This window comes from Bacillus sp. OTU530, from assembly GCF_038440375.1.
This window is the reverse complement of record NZ_JASATP010000006.1, coordinates 70,949-92,685: the sequence shown is the minus strand read 5'-3', so window position 1 is coordinate 92,685 and position 21,737 is coordinate 70,949. Positions and strand designations below refer to the sequence as shown.

Annotated in this window: 20 protein-coding genes; 19 read left to right on the top strand and 1 reads right to left on the bottom strand. The window is 43.2% G+C overall.

Going from position 1 to position 21,737, the window contains the following annotated elements:
* The first annotated feature begins 63 nt into the window (after positions 1-63).
* The 16 genes from AAHB12_RS06280 to uvrC all read left to right on the top strand — a co-directional run bounded on the left by AAHB12_RS06280 (position 64) and on the right by uvrC (position 17,222).
* Positions 64-1,737 (top strand): AMP-binding protein, encoded by a 1,674-nt coding sequence (locus AAHB12_RS06280; protein ID WP_342044673.1) that lies wholly within the window; start codon positions 64-66, stop codon positions 1,735-1,737.
* A gap of 143 nt (positions 1,738-1,880) precedes the next feature.
* A complete protein-coding gene (locus tag AAHB12_RS06275) occupies positions 1,881-2,468 on the top strand; it encodes a TetR/AcrR family transcriptional regulator (RefSeq protein WP_129727764.1) in 588 nt (195 codons plus the stop codon).
* Positions 2,469-2,483: 15 nt separating this feature from the next.
* The gene (locus tag AAHB12_RS06270; RefSeq protein WP_129727763.1) at positions 2,484-3,257 is read left to right on the top strand and encodes an enoyl-CoA hydratase; all 774 of its coding nucleotides are present in this window, start codon (positions 2,484-2,486) and stop codon (positions 3,255-3,257) included.
* Between the two features lie 80 nt (positions 3,258-3,337).
* Positions 3,338-4,111 carry an electron transfer flavoprotein subunit beta/FixA family protein gene (locus AAHB12_RS06265; protein WP_342044672.1) on the top strand — a complete coding sequence of 258 codons (774 nt, stop codon included), beginning with the start codon at positions 3,338-3,340 and terminating at the stop codon, positions 4,109-4,111.
* Positions 4,112-4,151: 40 nt separating this feature from the next.
* Positions 4,152-5,129, top strand: coding sequence for an electron transfer flavoprotein subunit alpha/FixB family protein (locus AAHB12_RS06260; protein WP_342044671.1), 978 nt, complete (start codon positions 4,152-4,154; stop codon positions 5,127-5,129).
* Between the two features lie 204 nt (positions 5,130-5,333).
* Positions 5,334-5,648, top strand: coding sequence for a thioredoxin (gene trxA / locus AAHB12_RS06255; protein ID WP_129727760.1), 315 nt, complete (start codon positions 5,334-5,336; stop codon positions 5,646-5,648).
* 331 nt (positions 5,649-5,979) lie between these two features.
* Positions 5,980-6,147 (top strand): hypothetical protein, encoded by a 168-nt coding sequence (locus AAHB12_RS06250; RefSeq protein ID WP_165350738.1) that lies wholly within the window; start codon positions 5,980-5,982, stop codon positions 6,145-6,147.
* A gap of 324 nt (positions 6,148-6,471) precedes the next feature.
* Positions 6,472-7,650: a hypothetical protein gene (locus tag AAHB12_RS06245; protein ID WP_129727759.1), complete on the top strand. Its 1,179-nt coding sequence runs from the start codon at positions 6,472-6,474 to the stop codon at positions 7,648-7,650.
* A 454-nt stretch (positions 7,651-8,104) separates the two neighbouring features.
* A complete protein-coding gene (locus tag AAHB12_RS06240; protein WP_129727758.1) occupies positions 8,105-9,052 on the top strand; it encodes an SDR family NAD(P)-dependent oxidoreductase in 948 nt (315 codons plus the stop codon).
* Positions 9,036-9,953, top strand: a complete 918-nt coding sequence (locus tag AAHB12_RS06235; RefSeq protein WP_342044670.1) for a lysylphosphatidylglycerol synthase transmembrane domain-containing protein — start codon at positions 9,036-9,038, stop codon at positions 9,951-9,953. The genes AAHB12_RS06240 and AAHB12_RS06235 overlap by 17 nt, the downstream gene beginning before the upstream one ends.
* A complete protein-coding gene (locus tag AAHB12_RS06230) occupies positions 9,941-11,413 on the top strand; it encodes an alkaline phosphatase family protein (RefSeq protein ID WP_342044669.1) in 1,473 nt (490 codons plus the stop codon). Before AAHB12_RS06235 ends, AAHB12_RS06230 begins: the two co-directional genes overlap by 13 nt.
* Positions 11,410-12,162, top strand: coding sequence for a glycosyltransferase family 2 protein (locus tag AAHB12_RS06225; RefSeq protein ID WP_129727755.1), 753 nt, complete (start codon positions 11,410-11,412; stop codon positions 12,160-12,162). Before AAHB12_RS06230 ends, AAHB12_RS06225 begins: the two co-directional genes overlap by 4 nt.
* Before the next feature lie 66 nt (positions 12,163-12,228).
* Positions 12,229-12,984 (top strand): hypothetical protein, encoded by a 756-nt coding sequence (locus tag AAHB12_RS06220; RefSeq protein ID WP_342044668.1) that lies wholly within the window; start codon positions 12,229-12,231, stop codon positions 12,982-12,984.
* 28 nt (positions 12,985-13,012) lie between these two features.
* Positions 13,013-13,927 (top strand): FTR1 family iron permease, encoded by a 915-nt coding sequence (locus tag AAHB12_RS06215; protein ID WP_129727753.1) that lies wholly within the window; start codon positions 13,013-13,015, stop codon positions 13,925-13,927.
* Positions 13,928-13,988: 61 nt separating this feature from the next.
* Positions 13,989-15,428, top strand: a complete 1,440-nt coding sequence (locus AAHB12_RS06210; protein WP_342044667.1) for a glycosyltransferase family 39 protein — start codon at positions 13,989-13,991, stop codon at positions 15,426-15,428.
* Positions 15,429-15,440: 12 nt separating this feature from the next.
* Positions 15,441-17,222, top strand: coding sequence for an excinuclease ABC subunit UvrC (gene uvrC / locus AAHB12_RS06205; protein ID WP_129727751.1), 1,782 nt, complete (start codon positions 15,441-15,443; stop codon positions 17,220-17,222).
* A 339-nt stretch (positions 17,223-17,561) separates the two neighbouring features.
* Here uvrC and AAHB12_RS06200 read toward each other — a convergent pair whose 3' ends face one another.
* Positions 17,562-18,008: a YslB family protein gene (locus AAHB12_RS06200; RefSeq protein WP_342044666.1), complete on the bottom strand. Its 447-nt coding sequence runs from the start codon at positions 18,006-18,008 to the stop codon at positions 17,562-17,564.
* A gap of 315 nt (positions 18,009-18,323) precedes the next feature.
* Here AAHB12_RS06200 and AAHB12_RS06195 point away from each other — a divergent pair, with 315 nt between their 5' ends.
* The 3 genes from AAHB12_RS06195 to sdhB are packed head-to-tail and all read left to right on the top strand — an operon-like array spanning position 18,324 to position 21,513.
* Positions 18,324-18,950 carry a succinate dehydrogenase cytochrome b558 subunit gene (locus tag AAHB12_RS06195; RefSeq protein ID WP_129727749.1) on the top strand — a complete coding sequence of 209 codons (627 nt, stop codon included), beginning with the start codon at positions 18,324-18,326 and terminating at the stop codon, positions 18,948-18,950.
* Positions 18,951-18,962: 12 nt separating this feature from the next.
* Positions 18,963-20,759: a succinate dehydrogenase flavoprotein subunit gene (gene sdhA, locus AAHB12_RS06190; protein ID WP_342044665.1), complete on the top strand. Its 1,797-nt coding sequence runs from the start codon at positions 18,963-18,965 to the stop codon at positions 20,757-20,759.
* Entirely contained in the window at positions 20,752-21,513 is a 762-nt protein-coding gene (sdhB, locus tag AAHB12_RS06185) for a succinate dehydrogenase iron-sulfur subunit (RefSeq protein WP_129727747.1), read from the top strand. Before sdhA ends, sdhB begins: the two co-directional genes overlap by 8 nt.
* Positions 21,514-21,737 lie beyond the last annotated feature (224 nt).

Sequence of the window (21,737 nt, the reverse complement as noted above, 5' to 3'; positions counted from 1 at the left end):
CGTTTTGTTTTTTGCAGCCGCTGAATACCTTATATAAAAGAGCCATATAAGGGGAGATTCAAAATGGAGAAACCATGGCTGCGTCACTACCCCAAGGAAATTCCTCCTGTTGTAAAGTATGATCTTCGGCCGCTGCATTCGTATTTGGAGGAAACTGCTTCTCAGTATCCAAATAAGAAGGCTATTCATTTTTTAGGAAAAGATGTGACGTTTTCAGAGATATATGAAAAGGCAAGGCGTTTTGCGTTGTTTTTACAGGTGAATGGGCTTCGGAAGGGAGATAGGGTGGCAATTATGCTGCCGAATTGTCCGCAGGCAGTGATCGGGTATTATGGTGTACTTCTTGCAGGCGGCATTGTTGTGCAGACAAATCCATTATATACAGAGCGGGAGCTAGAGTACCAGATGCGGAATTCCGGCGCTACCTTTATTTTATGTTTGAATCTTGTATATCCGAAGGTATCAGCTGTTGTGCCTTCAACATATTTACAGAATATTATTGTGACAAGTATTGGTGATTACTTGCCGTTTCCGAAGAATGTGCTGTATCCGTTTGTTCAAAAGAAGCAGACGAAGCTGATTGTAAATATACGAGAAACAGAGACGGTCCGTTTGTGGAAAACAGTTATGCATACATCGCCAAAGTACACGGATGTACCATGTGATCCTGCAAATGATTTAGCACTGTTGCAATATACGGGTGGAACGACCGGGGCTCCAAAAGGCGTGATGCTTACGCACGAGAATCTTGTTTCTAACACTGTAATGGCCATTCAATGGCTGTATAACTGTGAGAAGGGGAAGGAGGTTATACTTGGAGCGTTGCCGTTTTTTCATGTGTATGGCATGACAGCGGTAATGAATCTTTCCATTATGCAGGCATATAAAATGGTACTGATTCCAAAGTTTGATATTGATATGATGTTAAAGGAGATTAAGGAGCAGCGTGTAACGTTATTTCCAGGCGCACCGACGATGTACATTGCCCTGCTGAATCATCCAAGGCTGACAGATTTTGATGTATCTTCTATACGTGCTTGTCTTAGCGGATCGGCTGCGCTGCCTATTGAAGTGCAGGAGCAGTTTGAGTCACTCACAGGCGGAAAATTGGTTGAGGGCTATGGTTTAACCGAATCATCGCCGATTACGCATGCTAATTTTCTTTGGTCAGAGCGGGTGAAGGGGAGTATTGGGGTACCATGGCCGAATACGGATGCACATATTGTTTCGCTTGAAACAGGAGAGAGATTGTCTCCTAGAGAAATTGGCGAGTTGATTGTGAAAGGTCCTCAGGTGATGAAGGGATATTGGAAGAATGAGCAGGAAACAGCTGCTGTATTGAAGGAAGGCTGGTTATATACGGGTGATCTTGGTTATATGGATGAAGAAGGGTTTTTCTATATTGTGGATCGGAAGAAGGATATGATTATTTCAAGCGGATTTAATGTGTACCCGCGTGAGGTTGAGGAAGTGCTGTATGAGCACGAGAAGGTAAAGGAAGCTGTTGTCGTAGGGGTACCGGATTCATATCGGGGAGAAACGGTGAAGGCGTTTATTGTATTAAAGGACGATGTGATATGCACGGAGGAGGAGCTGGATCAGTTTGCTCGTAAGCTGCTTACAGCGTATAAGGTTCCGAGGGTGTATGAATTTCGGAAGGAGCTGCCAAAGTCAATAGTTGGAAAAGTTTTGCGGCGTGTATTAGCAGAGGAGGATACAAATGATAAGGTAGATTAGTTGGAATTATGGAAGCCTTTTCTTTTGGGAGGATGGCTTCCATGTATTCCTTTGGTAGGATCATATTGACAATAAAAGGGATTATCAGTATGATGATAACATGAATGAATAGTCATTCATTTTTGTTAGAGGAGAAGTTAAATGTGAAGAAAAATAAGCCAAAATATTCTCAAATTCTTGATGCAGCTGTAATTGTGATTGCAGAGAATGGATACTATCAGGCGCAGATTTCAAAAATCGCCAAGCAGGCGGGCGTTGCAGATGGTACGATTTATCTTTATTTTAAAAATAAAGAAGATATTCTAGTGTCTTTGTTCGAGGAGAAGATGGGAGAGTTTGTCGAAATAATCAAAGAGCGGACAGCAGGAATTGAGAGTGCTGCAGAGAAGTTATTTATGTTAGTTGAGAGCCATTTATCCTTGCTTGCGGAAAATCATCATCTTGCCGTTGTGACGCAGCTTGAGCTTCGTCAGTCGAATAAGGAAATTCGCTGGCGTATTAATGAGGTGCTAAAGGGATATCTACGGGTGATTGATGAGATTGTGATGCTGGGTGTTGAAAAAGGAGAGTTTCAGAGCGATTTGAATGTTCGTATTGCACGGCAAATGATATTCGGAACGCTGGATGAAGTGGTGACCAACTGGGTGATGAGCGAGCGGAAATATGATTTGGTTTCCTTGATTCCTACGGTGCATGAACTTTTAGCAAACGCTTGCGGCTGCCGAAAATAAAAGGGGGTAATACATATGGGGTTCCTTACTGTAAAAGTGGAAGAGTATGTGGCTGTCCTTACGATTCAAAATCCGCCTGCAAATGCGATGGCGGCGGCAATTATTCGCAGATTGTCTGAAGTGCTTGATGAACTGGAGCAAAACGATAGCGTACGAGCGATTGTGATTCATGGCGAAGGTCGTTTTTTCTCTGCTGGCGCTGATATTAAAGAGTTCACAGTCGTTGAAGAGGCAAAGGATGCAGAGGAATTGGCGCAAAACGGTCAGATTGTGTTTGAGCGTTTGGAGAAGTATCAAAAGCCTGTTATTGCGGCAATTCATGGTGCAGCACTGGGCGGCGGCTTAGAGATGGCAATGGCGTGTCATATGCGTATCGTAAGCGAAAATGCAAAGCTCGGCTTACCAGAATTAAACCTTGGTATTATTCCAGGCTTTGCGGGAACACAGCGTTTGCCTCGTTATGTCGGTAAAGCAAAGGCGCTTGAAATGATGCTAACGGGCGAACCGATTACAGGAACGCAGGCAGTGCAGTGGGGACTTGCGAATGCTGCGTACCCAGAAGAGGAATACCTGGAGGCAGCAATGAAGCTCGCGAAGAAGGCTGCAAGCAAGAGCACAGCCTCTGTTCGTGCCGTATTGGAGCTCCTTCAGACAGTGAAAACGTCTGAGTATTATGAGGGCGTGCAGCGCGAAGCCCAGTTGTTTGGTAACGTCTTCACTTCACCGGATGGCCGAGAAGGAGTTGAAGCATTTATACAAAAACGTAAGCCTATGTTCAGCGGTAAATAATTCCCTATATTTTTTCGAAAAAAATAAACTGAATATTTGTAATTCATTGTATGTTTTACATTTCGGAAGGGGAATGTGGAATGAACATTTACGTACTGATGAAGCGAACGTTCGATACAGAAGAGAAGATTGTTATTAAAAATGGCAGTATTTCTGATGGGGAAGCTGAGTTTATTATAAATCCATACGATGAGTATGCGATTGAAGAAGCGATCCGTGTCCGTGACGCAAAGGGCGGTGAGGTGACCGTTGTAACAGTTGGCGGCGAGGATGCGGAGAAGGAGCTGCGTACAGCGCTTGCGATGGGCTGTGATAAGGCTGCACTCATAAATATTGAAGATGATGTAGAAATCTGTGATCAGTATACAACGGCGAAAGTATTGTCAGAGTATTTAAAAGATAAAGCTGCCGATTTAATTTTAGCGGGCAATGTGGCGATTGACGGTGCATCCGGCCAGGTTGGTCCGCGTGTCGCAGAGGCACTTGGCATTCCATATGTAACGACAATTACAAAGCTGGAGATTGACGGCGTGAACGTCCGCATCGAACGCGATGTAGAGGGAGATACGGAAGTGGTGGAAACAACGCTTCCCCTTCTCGTAACCGCGCAGCAAGGTTTAAACGAACCGCGCTATCCATCCTTACCGGGAATTATGAAGGCAAAGAAAAAGCCGCTTGCCCGAATGGATCTTGATGACCTTGATTTAGAAGAGGATGATGTAGAAGCGAAAACGAAGACGATTGAGGTGTACGTACCGCCAAAAAAAGCTGCAGGAAAGGTGCTGCAGGGTGATCTTGCTCAGCAAGTGAAGGAGCTAGTGTCTTTGCTGCATACGGAGGCAAAGGTCGTCTAAGTTTGTGAAGAGCGCCAAACATATCTCGGAGGTGGATGAGATGGCTCGTAAGGTACTGGTCTTAGGAGAGGTACGTGACGGTTCGTTGAGAAATGTGTCATTTGAGGCCGTGTCCGCAGCAAAAACAATGGCGGAGGGCGGTGATGTCATCGGTTTTCTGATCGGTGAGAGTGTGGCTTCCTTGGCTCTTCAGCTGATTCAATACGGTGCCGACCGCGTGATAACAGTAGAAGATGCAAAGCTGAAGTCTTATACATCTGATGGTTATGCGCAGGCAGTTTTAGCAGCGGTGGAAGCAGAGCATCCAGAAGGTCTTGTAATGGGGCACACAGCACTTGGAAAGGATCTGTCGCCAAGGATTGCCGCAAAGCTAGGCGCAGGTCTCATTTCTGACGTAACAGCCCTAGAGGTTGCAGGAGGAAATGTTGTATTTACACGCCCGATTTATTCCGGTAAAGCATTTGAAAAGAAAATCATAACAGCTGGCCTGCTTCTTGCGACCGTACGGCCAAATAATATTGCACCTCTTGCATTAGATGAGTCCCGCACAGGTGAAACGAAGTCTCTTGCGGTTACGATTAAGGATTTGCGTACGACGATTAAGGAGGTTGTCCGCAAAACAGCAGAGGGTGTAGATTTATCAGAAGCGAAGGTAATTATTGCTGGCGGACGCGGTGTGAAAAGCGCGGAAGGCTTTAAGCCGCTGCAGGAGCTTGCAAAGGTGCTCGGAGGGGCAGTAGGAGCCTCTCGCGGCGCATGCGATGCTGACTATTGTGATTATTCGCTGCAAATCGGGCAAACAGGAAAGGTCGTAACCCCTGATCTATACATTGCTTGCGGTATTTCCGGAGCCATTCAACATTTGGCTGGCATGTCCAACTCAAAGGTAATTGTAGCAATTAACAAGGATCCGGAAGCGAATATTTTTAAAGTAGCAGACTATGGCATTGTTGGTGATTTATTTGAGGTTGTACCGCTTCTCACAGAGGAGTTCAAAAAGCTGACGGTTCGTTCATAGGATGATCTAAAGGGCGAGAGGGGATGATCTTCTCGCTTTTTGCATTTGCCTATGGGATAATCTCTTTCAGGCTTTGCTTTTTGAATGCAAGTCATGAATAAATAAAAAGCAAATTGAGACAATACATAACGGTACATAATATTCGCCACGCTGAAAAGATAGTGATATACTTTTGGTTAGATTCGCTATAAGGAGGAACTTAAAATGGCAATTGTAAACGCAACTGATCAAACTTTCACGAATGAAACAGGAGAAGGTCTAGTACTAGTTGACTTTTGGGCACCGTGGTGCGGACCTTGCAAAATGATCGCTCCTGTATTAGTTGAAATTGACGAAGAATTAGGCGGAAAAGTGAAGGTTGTAAAAGTAGACGTAGATGAAAACCAAGAAACAGCAGCAAAATTCGAAGTAATGAGCATTCCATCTTTATTTGTTATGAAAGATGGCCAAATCGTTGATAAAGCATTAGGCTATAAGCCGAAGGAAGCATTAGTGGAGCTAGTATCCAAGCACTTCTAATTTCAAATGCGGTTCATAAAAAACCTGGCACTAAAGGTGAGCTTTAGTGCCAGGTTTTTTATATTGCAGGAAATTTTAGGAATACAGTATAAGTGCAACTACGCCTCTGTCTTCGCCTAATGGCTTACCAATTGGCGAGTTTTCTTTATGGACAGATTTGAAGCAAGGGGTTAGAAAAAGTGATTTCTTTTTTTAATTCCTTCATTATATGAAGTAAATGACCAGGTGGACAACTTGGTTAAAAACATAGTGGGGCATGTCCTGTTGTCAAGCTATCATGTATACTCCTTATATTAAAAGGGAACGGATAACATGAAAGGGGTGCAGGCTTATGAAACGAAAAAACACAAATGAAGCTGAACCGGTTCTTGCTCCTGGATTGGACCGTGGGCAGGAGCTTGAGCGAAGCGCAACGCCGGAAGAGGTAGAACGAGGCGAGTATACGAAGGTTTTCAAGCTGTCATTGGATGAAGTAGACGCGTCCGATCCTCAAGGGTAACGCTAATTCCCAAAAGGTCACGTTTTCAGTGACCTTTGGGTCAACTTACTATAGTTTGTTTTATCTTGTTAAGGAGACTGTAGATTTTTCGTTGTCACAAATCTCGCGAATATGGATAATCGACTCTTGATAACATAATAAAATGATTTTTAAGTATGTTGTTATACATAAAATATATGTATTATACGAATATTGTTAATCTTGTTAAGTTTAAATGTAAACATTTCTAAGAAAAACTCATTGACAATGATAATTATTCTCTCCTATAATGACGATAGTTAAAGTGAAAATCGTTATCACGTACAGAAATAGGGGGAGCAAGACATGAATTGGAAGTTAAAGGTATTATCAGCAGCAGCGGTAACATCCATTTTATTTGCGGGATGTGCTAAGCAGGAGACTGCAGGCTCAACAGAGACAAAGACAAAGACAGAGCAAGCAGAGAAAAAAGAAGAGACAACAGCAGAAGTAACAAAAGAAGCAATCGTGCAGGCGTATAAGGATGCAGTTACAGAGCTAGACAAAGCAAAGGCAGGACAAGAAGTTGATTTTGATAAGGTAACAACTTTATACAAAGAAAACCTGCAAACTCTTGTACAAGCACGTGATGCTGAATTTACAGAGCAAATTGACCAAACGATTACAGCAGCGCTAGAAGCGGGCAAAAAGAAAGAAATGGATCCAATTATCACGCGTCAGCTATTTGATAAATTGATGCAAAAGGAATTGTTCCAAACATTGCGTCATGAGTTTAAAGAAATTGATGAAAATTGGGGCAAGACAGAGGAAGTAAAGGAAGAGTATGAGGAAGCATTAACGTTCTATAAAGTGCTTGAAGGCACAGTAACAAAGCGTGATGCAGCGTACGGAACGAAGATGGTAGATACAATCAATGGCGGCTTCAGCGAAATGAAGGCAGCGATTGACAAAGGAGATAAGCTTGCATTCCAACTTGGCAAGCAGGTGGTTGATAAAACAATTATGAAAACATTCTACTTTGCAACAGGTGCTCTGCCGAACGGTTATGCAACAAAAGCAGCTGAGGAGGCAAAAACTGATGCAACAGCAGCAAAGATTGAGCAGGCAGAAGGCTGGGCTTTCTACCAGGCAATCTATCCATACTTGAAAAAGAACTCTCCTGAAGAGGGCGATGCAATCTTAAAGCAATTTGATCTGCAAACAGATGTGAAAACATTAGATCCAGCATTGGTGAACAAAACATTTGTACGCGGCTGGGTGAATGTGGCGCTTTCTGAGTATAAAGAAAGCCAAGAAATGTTCAATGAAGATAAAGGTGCCATTACAGCCATGGAAGGCGCATTGTTCATCAACATGATTGAGAGCGACTTGAAGACATTAATCGGCGAGCAGGAAACAGCAGCTTTAACAGCATCTACACAAGCGTACCTTGATGCTGCGAAAGCGAAGGACAAAGCAGCAGCTGATAAGGCTTTAGCTGAAATCAAGTCTGTGCTTGATAAAGTCGTACAAGCGACAAAATAAGCAGAAATCGGACGCGCTTTTACAAAAATCGTTTATACTAAGATGAAAGGACAACCTTGTTGGAAAGCAAGGTTGCTTCTTTTTGTTACAACAGTAAGAAAGCAGAGTTTTTAAAGTGCTGTCTAGCTCCAGCGCTCAGCCCCTCGCAGTCAAATAATCTTCACAGCAGAAGGAAAAAAATCGCTTTTCATGGTGAAGAACACAAGCAATAATTCTGTGTATTTGTTCCGTCCGAATCATGCGTTTTGTACGCAGGTTGTTTGTCTGTCGGCGTTAACTAGGGCGCTTACGCTTTTCTTACACTTTAAGAAAGTATAAATTTCTAGCTGGATGCTAATTCGACGCAGCGAGAAATTTTAGGAATAAAGTATAAGTGCAACTACGCCTCTGTCTTCGCCCAAAGGCAGGGCTCGCCAGTCGGCAAGTTTTCTTTATAGAAATGGAGGAACTGCACGTGAACATTCTTATTACGGGAGGCGCTGGGTTTATCGGCAGCCATTTGGCGCTTCGTCTTTTGCAGGATGGAAAGAAAGTTGTGTTATTAGATAGCTTTCATCCGCACTATTCAAGGGAGCGCAAGCAATATCATATTGAACAGGTGCAGCAGCATGGAGCAGTATCTTTTTATGAGTGCGATGTGCTGCATAAAGAAGATCTAAGGGCTGTCATACAGCAGGAAAAAATTGATACAGTTGTTCACTTAGCTGCCTTGCCCGGTGTACGTCCTTCTTTGGAAATGCCGTCCTTATATATAGATGTAAATGTAAAAGGAACAACTAATATTCTCTCATGTGCAGGAGAAGAGGGAGTTAAGAAGGTGGTATTCGCTTCTTCCTCTTCTGTGTATGGAGAGCAAGTGGGAATGCCGCTTGCCGAGCATATGGCTAATGGAAAAGTATTGTCTCCGTACGCCGCTTCCAAGTTTGGCGCAGAGTCGCTTTGCTATGCGTTTCAATATATGTACGGCTTTCAAGTAAACATATTGCGCTTTTTTACGGTATACGGACCTTGGAGCCGACCTGATATGGCGATTGGGATTTTTTTGCGCAAGCTGCTTCGGCAAGAGGGGATTAGCGTGTATGGCACAGGAACCGGCCGCGATTATACATACATTGATGATATTGTAAACGGCATCGTGCTTACGCTAGAATCTAAACATAGCGATGTGTACAATCTCGGCTCTCATGCTCCTGTACTGATGACGGAGCTATTAGATGAGCTCCGCCGTTATTTCCCAGCTATGCGCGTAAAGCAAGAAGAAGGGAGAATGGGTGATGTGACGTCGACATGGGCGGATATTACAAAGGCACAAACGAAGCTAGGCTATCAACCGAGTGTTTCGTTTGAGGAAGGTTTAGAGCGGACAGTTGTCTGGGCAAGGAAGCATGCGCATCTTCTTTAGGATTGTTGGTGTTGCTTGCTTGTTTTTGTTTGTTGGATTGTCCTTTCATGTGTTGAATTTACAGTCCCTTTTCATGCAGATGCGATCTCTGTTGCATCGTCCCATTTTACTTGCTTTGCTCGTCGGCTTGTATGGAGCTTCATTTTTGCTGAAGACTTATGCCTGGCGTTTATATTTGCATGAGAAGATTACGTTGCGTGAAGGATTGTACGGTTTGTTGTATAGTCTGCTTGTAAATCATTTGTCACCACTGAAAATCGGTGATGCTGTCCGCATTGCTGCTGTGACGAAACGGGGGCGTGTTTCCTGGGCGGAAGCAGCGCAATCTGTTATTGTGATGCGCCTGCTCGATTTGTTAATACTTGGCTTGTTCGGCGCCTTTGGGACGCTGCTCCTGTTTCAGCAGCTGAGTGTCCGTGTGCTGCTGTTTGTGTTGGGCAGTGTCCTGATGTTAATCATCGCCTTATTTTTGCGCCATAAAGCCCCTAGCTTTCTTCAGAAGCAGCTCCAGCAGCTAAGCAGTGCTTTGCAAGGAGGGCGCGGCGCAGCTATCGTTTTGCTCGTTGCGGTGAGCTGGATTTTTGAAGCTTTCGTTATTTTTGGCATAAGCAGCAATGTTTCCTTCTGGGAGGCTGTATGGGTAAATAGCGTTACCATTGCCGGTCAAGTATTTCAGCTAACACCGGGCGGGGTCGGTACATATGAAACTGTGATGACATTTGCGCTTAGGGCTGTTGGTGTGCCCGTGCAAAAGGCGTATGAATGGGCGCTTCTTAGTCACGGCTTTAAATTTTTGTTTTCATATGGAGCGGGATTGCTTGTCTTTCTTATATATCCAATTCAGCTTGCCTCGTATCTGCGCTATAAAAAGAAGGGAGAGACTAACGAGTGGAGGAAGTAAAAAAAGCATCAAAGTTTGAGAAAGTGGCGGCACGTTGTTGGAATTTATTAAATGAAGGAAAACCGTTTACGCCGATATTTGTTATTGGAACATTCCTTTTGTTCCATATCGCAGAAGTTGGAACGGGAAGCTTTTGGGGGAATATGCTCGGCAGCCTTCTTCTTGTGCTGCCGCTCCTTGTTTTATACTATATATTTGATTTTCCATTATTTCTGCGAAACTATTTATGGATTCCGTTCATTGCTTATTTGATGATGTTTGGACAGTTTACATTATCCCTTTTGCTGCTGGCAATCGGGTTGTACTTCTTTTTTACCGTCTTTTTTTGGGGAACGTTTTATTATCATTTACGCATTGGCACGTCGTGGCTCAATTTCACGCGTTTTTGGAAGCTTGTCTTAAAAAACAGCGATTCTACAAGCGGCAACGCGCAAGAACAGCTGCCTAAGTTTTTGCTTGTGCTGTCACTTTGGCAATATGGTTTTAATGCACTCTCTGCGGGCGGCTTTGCCTCTGTTGATATTTCGTTGCTTCTTATGTTTTACGGCGGATTATTGCTATATACAATCATTTTGCATCGTAATTTATTTGATTGGAAGCCAAAGGCGATTGCGACATATACGAACAATGCGCCTGTTCCAACAGAAGCTATTAGCGATAAGGTTGTGGTCATTGTCATTGACGGTATGAGAAAGGAACGTTTTGATGTTGCGCATACACCATATTTGGACTTTCTTCGAAAAAATGGTACGGAGTTTACAAATATGGAAACAGTGTATCCAGCTCGGACAGTCGTTTGTTTCTCGTCCATGTTTACCGGTACGTACTCATTTGAGCATGGAATTAAATCTAATATGGTTTGGAAGCACGGCGTAAATGTGGAAAGTATTTTTGACTCGCTTCGCAAGATTGGGAAAAAGGGGAAAATGCTTGCAGTAGCCCACCTTGTTGATGCATTTGGCGATGATGTAGAAACATACACAGCTGTGATGAAGAATGATATTGTAGATTCGCAAATTATGAAAAAAGCCAAAAAAATTATGGATGAACAGAACCCGGATTTGTTCATTGTACAGCTTATTTCAACAGACCAAACTGGTCACAGTCGCGGGGTATTATATGATGAGTATCTTCAAAAAATATATGAAGCGGATCAGCATGTAAAAGATTTTATTGGGCATCTGGAGAAAACAGGAAAAGCAAAAAATACGACTTTTATCATTTGTGCGGATCATGGACAAGCGGATGGCATCGGCGGACATGGCCATTTAGATGAGGGAGAGCGGATTGTACCGTTTTTTATGTACGGTCCAAGTATTAAGGAAGGCGTTCGGATTGAAGAAAAACAAAGTTTAGTATCCGTTGCTTCGACAATCGCGTATTTGCTTGGGGCTCCGTATCCGTCACACAGCCGCGGCCCTGTTTTGTTGGATGCTGTTGAGGAGAGAAAAAAAGGATGAAGCAGCATGTGATTGTATTTTTACCGGCACATAATGAAGAAGAGGCTATTGGTGAGGTGATTCGCAATGTGCCGCGTTATTTTCATCCGGATGTTTTCGTAGAGGTGCTTGTTGTTGACGATGGATCAACCGATGGAACAGTACGAGCTGCAAGAGAAGCAGGAGCCGATTATATCGTATCAAAGCCTGTAAATGAGGGTCTTGGTGCAGCGGTACGGACTGCACTTGGGGAGTGCTGTAAGCTCGGGGCTCACATTGGAGTCATGATTGATGCCGATAACGAATATCCGGCGGATGAAATTCCTGATATTTTGCTGCCCATTTTTGAAGGGAAAGCTGATTATACGATGGGATCGCGTTTTTTAGGAACGATTCGCGGCATGAAGCTGCATCGAAGGCTTGGGAACTATTGCTTTACACTTTTACAATCTCTGCTTCTTAGAAAATGGATCTATGACGGACAGTCTGGTATGCGTGCCTTTTCTCGCCAGGCGATGGAGCATGGGGAAATTGTGCATGATTACAATTATGCGCAGGTGCTAACCTTGAATTTGGTAAGAAAAGGATTTCGTGTTCAAGAGGTTCCCATTACGTATAAGGTACGAGAAACCGGGGAGTCCTTCATTAAATTTCGAAAGTATCTGTTCAATGTGCTGCCAGCTATTTTTCGAGAAATAAGCCGCCCTGTACGGCAGGTGCCCATTGATTATGAGGCACATTTGTTAACAAGTGAGAAGAAATGCTCCTAATGAGTATTTCTTCTCTTGACAATAAAATTGATAATCATTATCATTAAACGCGGGAGGGAACTAGTTATGAAAAAGTTTATTTTATCCTTTTTAGTCGCAATTTTTGCAATATTTTCTATACATACGAGCATCTTTGCGTATTCGTACGGAAATCCGAACGAGGAAGCCATTGCTGAAGCTTATAAGCAAATGGCCACGAAGCTTGATGAGAATCCGCCAAACTATACAGAAGCAAAAAAGATTTATGAAACGGTTCGTGAAGAAATTGATATGCATATGGGACCAGAGCCTTCTAAAGCAATTATGCAAAACTTTGAAAAAAAGCAAAAAGATGAGCTTACACAAAATATGCAAAAGCTCCTTGTCCTCAATATTAACCGCCGTTTGTCGAGTATTGAGGAAAACTTCACCGATTATGATACGGGCAAGCGATTGCTGGCAAAGGGATTTGCAACCTATGAAACACTTTCGCCAATAATCGCAAGCAAGGATAAAGAGCTTGATACAAAGCTGCGCGGTGAATTTAACAAGGCACTTGAAGCACTTGGAAATCCAGGATTGTTCGGAGTTGGAAAAAAGGAAGCAAACAAGGATCAGTTCGTAGAAAGCAAAAAAATCATTTTAAGCAATTTGCAGACGGAATTTAAAGTCGAAAGCTTAAAGTCTGGTCACTTTACAGCGGCTGGTGAGGAAACGACATCAGCAGCGAAAAAGACAGAGTGGACAGATCTCAGCAGCTTGAAGAACTGGCTGCCAATTGTCATCATTGTGATTGTGCTTGTTGGTGTTATTGTATATGCAGTACGAAAAAGAAGGAAATAATGAAGGACTATGAAGGGGAGGAAGAGCAATGCAACTGCAGGCGTTTCTCATTACATTTCGCGAAGTGCTGGAGGCTTTGCTAATCGTTGGCATTATTACAACGTACTTAAAACGAACAGACAATAAGAAGTTTGTGAAATATGTTTGGATGGGGGCAGGTCTTGCGGTTGCAGCGAGCTATTTCATCGCCCTTCTTTTTCAAGTTGTATTCACTGGCTTTGCGGCCATGGGCAGCGAGATTTATTTGAAGATCGGGATTATGTTTGTTTCAGCCATTTTGCTCACACAAATGGTGTTTTGGATGGCAGAGCATAGTAAGGACATAAAGTCTAGCGTGGAAGGAAAAATGGGGCAGTTCATTACAGCTGGAAACGTTATTGGTATGGTTATGCACTCCTTCCTTGTTGTAGTACGTGAAGGTGTTGAAACAGTCTTTTTCTTTGCGGCGATTACGGGCGGCAACATTGGTCAGGCGATGCAAGGATGGGGAGCAATCTCCGGTGCAGTTGCAGCTGCACTGGTGAGCTATATGTTCTTTAAAGGAACGATGCGTATTTCACTAAAGGCTTTTTTCAAAACGACAGGAGTGTTTATCGTTCTTATTGCAGCTGGTTTACTTGTGCAGGGAGTAGGCATTTTACAGGATATCAAGCTTTTGGGCAGCGTAATCCCTCATTTATATGATATTACATGGCTGCTTCCGGAGCATCCAATTGATTATGATCATTATTTACGCGATACAGGAACTGCACCGCTGTTATCTGGTGATATCGGTATTTTCCTAAAAGCGTTTCTCGGTTATTCTTCGATGCCGTCGATTGAAGAGGTGATTGTGTATCTTGGCTACTATGTTGTAATTTATTTGTTCGTTTCATCGAAGCAGCCAAGCACAAAGATCAAAGCGGAACCGGCGAAAAAAGTATTACAAGCAAATAATCAATGAATTAAAAGTACAAGGCATGCGCCTTGTACTTTTTTTAGCAGGTAAGTAAGGGGGAGTTATTATGCATTTTGTAAGTTTTGTAAGGAGAGCAGCAATTGTTTTGATTATAGCAGCAGCCATTATCCGCTTTTTATATACAAGTCCATTTGCTTCAACGTGGGATGAAGTGGATTTTGCTCTCGCACTTGATGAGTATGATATAGCGAATATGCAGCCGCATTTTCCTGGATATCCGTTTTTTATTTTGGGGGGAATGGCGATCCATCATTGGATCGGCAACCCTACGCAGGCACTCGCTATCCTGAATGCCGCGCTGGCAGTAACCGCGATTTTTCCCATGTACAAACTGGCACGCCGTTATGTAACAGTTACACAATCTTTCATTGTTGTTGCGTTATTGCAAACAAGCAGCTATTTTTCGATTCTCGTCACGCAATCTATGTCAGAGGGAGCTGCGCTGTCAATTGTTTGGTGGTATATGTGGGTGCTCATAATTGCTTTTGAACAGAGGGGATTTCGTTTTCAAGTCCTGCCGCTTGTATTGTTTGCGCTTCTCATGGGAATCCGCTTATCGTATGCTCCGTTTGGGATTGGCATTATGTTTCTTTTATTTTGCAGGCACAATCGAAATACAATGCGGGTTGTTTCCCTCATTTTGCTTGCTGCTTTGCTGCAGTTGGTTTGGGTAAGTGCGCTTGTCTGGAATGTGGGAGGAATAGACGGACTTTTAAAGCTAGCCTTCGGATTTGTAGAGGGGCACTTTACAGAGTGGGGCGGGGCTGTGACAGAAACAAAAGAACCGATTGTGTCGAGGCTGTATCGTCTTGTTGTTACCAATATTGTATACGTTGGCGTTCTTTCCAAATCGCTTGTTTCAGGTGTTATCCTTGCTTTGCTCGTTGCTTTCTTGGTGGTTCCTAAGAAGAGGCACTTTCATAGGGAGATGAAATGGGAGACGCAGCTGCTTGTTGCGATAACAGCAGTTTATTTTCTCTGGAATTTACTTGCACAAAATATTGATAAACCGAGACATTCCTATCCAATTGTTATGCTCTTCTTGTTTTTGTTCGCCGTTTCCTCTGTAAAGGCACGTCCCGTGAGTCAGTGGCTGCTTTTGATGTTTTCTATCGCACAGCTGGTGACCGGGCTGGCTTTTGTGAAAGAGCAGGCTTCACAGGAACCGGCTACCTATCAACTTGCACGCTACCTAGAGGAGCGGAAACAGCCGCTTATTGTATACACATGGGAGGAAACGAGAGTGATGGATTATTTGCGTGTATCATATGAACATGAGCGCTTTTACACATATGACTATTATTTACAAGACAAAAAATATCGGCAAAATGATACAATATACGTTACGAACCACCTCATAGATGGATTTCGCAAGCAAGGGGCGCGGGTAGAAGGGAATCTGAAAAAGGTGGCAGAGTTCCGATCGAATCCTTTATTCGACCCAGTTTACAGTGAAATTATTTTATATGAATGGAGAAGCAACTAGAGGGGGAGAGGTATGCAAGAGAAGCTACGTGAAAAGCTGGCGGTTTTGCCAGATCAGCCGGGCTGTTATTTAATGAAGGACAAGCACGGCACGATTATTTATGTAGGCAAAGCAAAGGTGCTCAAAAATCGTGTGCGTTCTTATTTTACAGGAACGCACGACGGGAAAACGTATCGTCTGGTCAATGAGATTGCTGACTTTGAGTATATTGTTACGTCCTCAAATTTAGAGGCGCTTATTTTAGAATTAAATTTAATTAAAAAACATGATCCAAAATACAATATTATGCTTAAGGATGACAAAAGCTATCCGTTTTTGAAAATTACGGCGGAAAAGCAGCCGCGTCTCGTTATCACGAGAACCGTCAAGAAGGATAAAGGAAGATATTTTGGACCATATCCAAATTCACAGGCAGCCCATGAAACGAAAAAGCTGCTTGATCGCATGTATCCATTGCGCAAATGCACAAACATTCCAGACAAGGTATGCTTGTATTATCATATGGGACAATGCTTAGCTCCCTGTATCAAGGATGTGACGGAAGAGCAAAATAGGGAAATTGTTGACCAAATTACCCGTTTTTTAAATGGCGGTCATAAGGATATTCGCTCGGAGCTTGAGGTTAAAATGTACGAAGCGGCTGAAAAGCTAGAGTTTGAACGTGCAAAGGAACTGCGGGATCAAATGGCTCATATGGATGCGCTCATGGAGAAGCAAAAAATGATTATGGGCGATTTACTTGATCGGGATATATTTGGCTATGTGATAGATAAAGGCTGGATGTGTGTACAGGTATTTTTTGTTCGCCAAGGAAAGCTAATTGAACGCGATGTTTCCATGTTCCCAATCTATGATGAGCCTGAGGAGGAATTTCTCACCTTCATTGGACAATTTTACGCACAGGATAATCATTTTAAGCCAAAGGAGATTGTACTCCCAAATGCTATCGACCAAGAGCTGGCACAGCAATTTCTAGAGGTGGACGTATCACAGCCAAAAACGGGCAAGCGGAAGGAGCTTGTTGATTTAGCCTCCAAGAATGCAGATATTGCTTTGAGGGAAAAGTTTTCTCTTATTGAACGTGATGAGGAGCGCACGATTAAAGCTGTGGAGAATTTAGGGAAGGCACTGGGGATTCCAACACTGAGCCGAATTGAGGCGTTTGACAATTCGAATATTCAAGGAACAAATCCTGTTTCTGCAATGATTGTGTTTGTCGATGGTAAGCCGGATAAAAAAGAGTATCGGAAATATAAAATTAAAACGGTGCAAGGACCTGACGATTATGAATCGATGCGTGAGGTTGTACGGCGCCGTTATTCTCGTGTGCTGCGCGAGCATCTTCCGCTTCCGGATCTTATTATTATTGATGGGGGAAAGGGACAGCTTGGCGCAGCGATAGATGTATTGGAGAATGAACTTGGCTTGTCTATTCCTGTTGCCGGTCTGATGAAGGATGAAAAGCATCGTACATCGCAGCTTATTATAGGAGAGTCCGCGCGACCAATAGAACTGGAACGAAGCAGTCAGGAGTTTTATCTGCTGCAGCGGATCCAAGATGAGGTACACCGTTTTGCGATCACGTTTCATCGTCATTTGCACGGTAAGTCAGCCATTCAATCTGTACTTGACGAGATCCCAGGTGTAGGAGAAAAACGAAGAAAGCAGCTTTTGAAGCATTTTGGTTCTGTTAAAAAGCTAAAGGAAGCATCAATCGAGGAAATTACAGCAGCCGGTGTGCCGAAGAATGTAGCTGAAGCAGTACGAAGTCACTTTGAACAAGCTTCCTTCTAGCACTATAGGAGAGTATAAATTTCCAGCTAGAAGTCATTTGACAGGAGTAAAGTAGAAGCGAAACTTCGCTTCTGTCTTTGCCTAATGACTCGCTAGTCGGTTATAACTTCCATGATGCTATAATGGTAATAGATGCTTATTTCATTTTCAGCTGATAGCTTGGCGCGAAGGGCTTGTGTGCAGGACAAGGAAGAAATGATGAGCAGATGGAAAAAACGGAAGTGTTTCCCGTGTTGGCACGGAAATTTGCAACTGTTACAATAGGTAGACGAAGCAAACAACTGAGCAGTTGCTTGCTTCGTCTACCGTATAAAACATAAAAAGCCAGCAAAAGCCGGCTTATGTATTAAGAGGATCCTTTGCATCCCATTTCACGGTAAATAGTACTTTTTCAGAGCGTTTTTTCGGGTCTTCATATGCTTCAGCAATTACTTGGCGCTGCTGCTGCGTTTGCTGTGCAAGAAAACCCGCTTCTAATTGATAGGTTGTATTTTGTTTATTCTTGTAGCGTTCCTCAATAAGAGGACTCGTTAGTTGTAATTGCAGCTCACGTCGGTTTTGCTCAACGATGCTTAAGTCACCCCAGCCGGCTTGCCGGAAAAAAACGATAATATCTTCAAAGGTTTCTAGTGTGTACTTCCTGGCAAGGTTTTTTCCTGCCCAATATAGTATCCGATCTAATTCTTTGCCAATAATATCTGGAAGAAGCTCTTCACGAATTAACTCGTAGGCGAAAGCATTTATTGGAATTGTTAGTAATTGTTCTATATTTGTTTTGTTGCTCACGAGATTTCCCCTCTTTCTTTTCTGTCGTTATTATATAACATTTTGATAAAAGAAACACATAATTTCGCTAGAATGTTACAAAAGCATTACGATGTTTTAACAGGTATTAATGCACTTCTTGAAATTTTATACAGATATTGTGTATCCGTTTTCTTGACGCTCTTAGGAAGTTAGGAGTAAAATGGATTTGTCATAAATTATACTGTAATATTTTGAATAGTTTTTACAATCTTTTTCAGAGAATGAAAGAAATGCTATTGTCTGAAAATAATAATTTATGATGTGAGCTAAACATTCAAGGGGGGTAATGGGAAGATGAAAGGGCAAGAATTTGCTTACCGTAAATGGCACTCTTTATTAGGAGTCATTCCTGTCGGTATTTTTTTGACACAACACTTAGTAGTAAACCATTTTGCTACGGCGGGCGCAGAAGCGTTCAACAAAGCTTCCGGATTTATGGAACACCTACCATTCCGAATTTTCTTAGAAACGTTTGTGATTTTTTTACCATTGTTGTATCACGCGGTATATGGAATTTATATTGCATTCACTGCTAAGCATAATGTTAATGCTTACAGCTATTTCCGTAACTGGATGTTTTCGATTCAGCGTTTTACGGGCGTATTCCTCGTTGTTTTTATCGCTTGGCACGTTTGGCAGACACGTATTGCTGCTGCATTAGGACAAGAAGTGGATTACGAAATGATGGAAAATATTTTAAGCAATCCTGGTATGTTTATATTTTATACAATAGGCGTGTTATCAGCAGTATTCCACCTTGCTAATGGATTATGGTCATTTTTCATTAGTTGGGGCATTACAGTTTCACCGCGTTCACAGCGCATATCTACTTATGTAACATTGGCGATTTTCTTTGCACTATCTATAGTAGGAATTCGTGCTTTGTTCGCATTCGTGGATCCTCAGTTAGCAAATATGTAAGGAGTGGAGAGCATGAAAGGGAAACTAATCGTAGTTGGCGGCGGCTTGGCCGGCTTAATGGCAACAATTAAAGGAGCGGAAGCAGGAGTTAAGGTTGACCTGTTCTCGCTTGTTCCAGTAAAACGTTCTCACTCTGTTTGTGCGCAGGGCGGTATTAACGGCGCTGTTAACACAAAGGGTGAAGGGGATTCTCCATGGGAGCATTTTGATGACACGGTATACGGCGGCGACTTCTTAGCGGATCAGCCTCCTGTTAAGGCGATGTGCGATGCGGCTCCTGGAGTTATTCACTTAATGGATCGTATGGGTGTTATGTTTAACCGTACGGATGAAGGTCTTCTTGACTTCCGCCGCTTTGGAGGTACGAAGCACCACCGAACAGCGTTTGCAGGCGCGACGACTGGTCAGCAGCTGTTATATGCATTAGATGAGCAGGTGCGCCGTCATGAGGTGGCCGGTCTTGTTGAAAAATTTGAAGGCTGGGAGTTTTTACGTGTTGTTGTAGATGATGAGGGTGTTTGTCGTGGAATTGTGGCTCAAAACTTACAATCATCTGAAATTAAAAGCTTCCAAGCTGATGCTGTTATTATGGCGACAGGCGGCCCTGGTATTATTTTCGGAAAATCTACAAACTCAATTATTAACACGGGTACAGCGGCTTCTGCTGTCTATCAGCAAGGCGCAATCTATGCAAATGGTGAGTTTATCCAAATTCATCCGACAGCAATTCCTGGAGACGATAAGCTTCGTCTCATGAGTGAATCTGCACGCGGTGAGGGCGGACGTGTTTGGACATATAAAGATGGCAAGCCTTGGTATTTCTTGGAGGAGAAATATCCAGCGTACGGAAACCTTGTACCGCGTGATATTGCAACTCGTGAAATCTTTGACGTGTGCGTAAATCAAAAGCTTGGTGTGAACGGCGAAAACATGGTGTATCTAGATTTATCTCATAAGGATCCAAAAGAGCTTGATATCAAACTGGGCGGTATTATTGAAATTTATGAGAAGTTCACGGGCGACGATCCACGCAAGCTGCCGATGAAAATCTTCCCGGCTGTTCACTATTCGATGGGCGGATTATGGGTAGATTACAACCAAATGACAAATATTCCAGGGTTGTTCGCGGCAGGTGAGTGTGATTTCTCTATGCACGGAGCAAACCGTTTAGGAGCAAACTCCTTATTATCCGCTATTTACGGCGGTATGGTAGCAGGACCAAATGCGATTGAGTACATGAAGGGTCTTGAAAAGTCGGCTGATGCTGTATCTGTTTCTGTTTATGAGCAAAACGAGCTTGCGGAAATTGAAAGATACAACAACATTTTGGCTATGAACGGAACTGAGAATGCGTATGTGCTTCATAAAGAGCTTGGAGAATGGATGACGGACAATGTAACGGTTGTACGTTACAACGAAAAGCTTCTGCAAACGGATAATAAGATCCAGGAACTGCTGGAACGTTATCAGCGCATCAACATTAATGATACAGCAAAATGGAGCAACCAAGGAGCTTCCTTTACTCGTCAGTTAGAAAACATGCTGCACTTAGCTCGTGTCATCACGCTTGGCGCATATAACCGTAATGAAAGCCGCGGAGCGCATTATAAACCAGAATTCCCAGAGCGTAACGATGAACAGTTTATGAAGCATACAATGGCAAGCTTCGATGCAAAGACGAAGGAGCCAGTATTCTCTTATAAAGATGTAGATGTAGATTTAATCGCACCGCGTAAACGCGACTATACTACAGATAAGAAGAAGAAAAATGAAACGGCAGAACAGAAGGGGGATAAGCAACATGTCTGATAAACAAATCCGCCTCATTATTACAAGACAAGACTCGCCGGACGCACAACCGTATGAACAAGAGTTTGCAATTCCTTATCGTCCGAATATGAACGTTATCTCGGCATTGATGGAAATTCGTCGTAACCCGGTTGATACAAAGGGAAACCAAACAACACCAGTTGCTTGGGATATGAACTGTTTGGAGGAAGTATGCGGCGCATGTTCTATGGTTATTAACGGCAAACCGCGTCAATCCTGTACTGCGCTTGTTGATAAGCTTGAACAGCCAATCCGTTTGCAGCCAATGAAAACATTCCCGGTTGTACGTGATTTGCAAATTGACCGTAGCCGCATGTTCAACGCCTTAAAACGCGTAAAAGCATGGGTGCCAATCGACGGTACGTACGATCTTGGTCCAGGACCACGTATGCCAGAGAAGAAACGTCAATGGGCGTATGAGTTATCAAAATGTATGACCTGCGGCGTTTGCTTAGAGGCTTGCCCGAACGTAAACGAGAAATCTTCCTTTATTGGGCCGGCTCCATTATCGCAAGCGCGTCTGTTCAATGCACATCCAACAGGTTCTCTGCATAAAGCAGAGCGTCTGCGTACCCTGATGGGCGATGGTGGACTTGCAAACTGCGGAAATTCGCAAAACTGCGTACAATCCTGTCCAAAAGGAATTCCGCTCACAACATCAATCGCTGCCTTGAACCGCGATACAACATTCCAATCGTTCAAGGATTTCTTTGGCAGTGACAATAACTATTAATCTGTCAGCTATCGCCTCTTCCTACAGAAGAGGCGATTTTCATAAAGAAAACTCGCCGAGTGGCGAGCCCTGCCTTTGGGCGAAGACAGAGGCGTAGTTGCGCTTATACTGTATTCCTAAAATTTCTCACCACGTCGAATTGACTTCTAGCTAGAAATTTATACTTTCTTACAGTGTAAAGAAAACTCGCCGAGTGGCGAGCCCTGCCTTTGGGCGAAGACAGA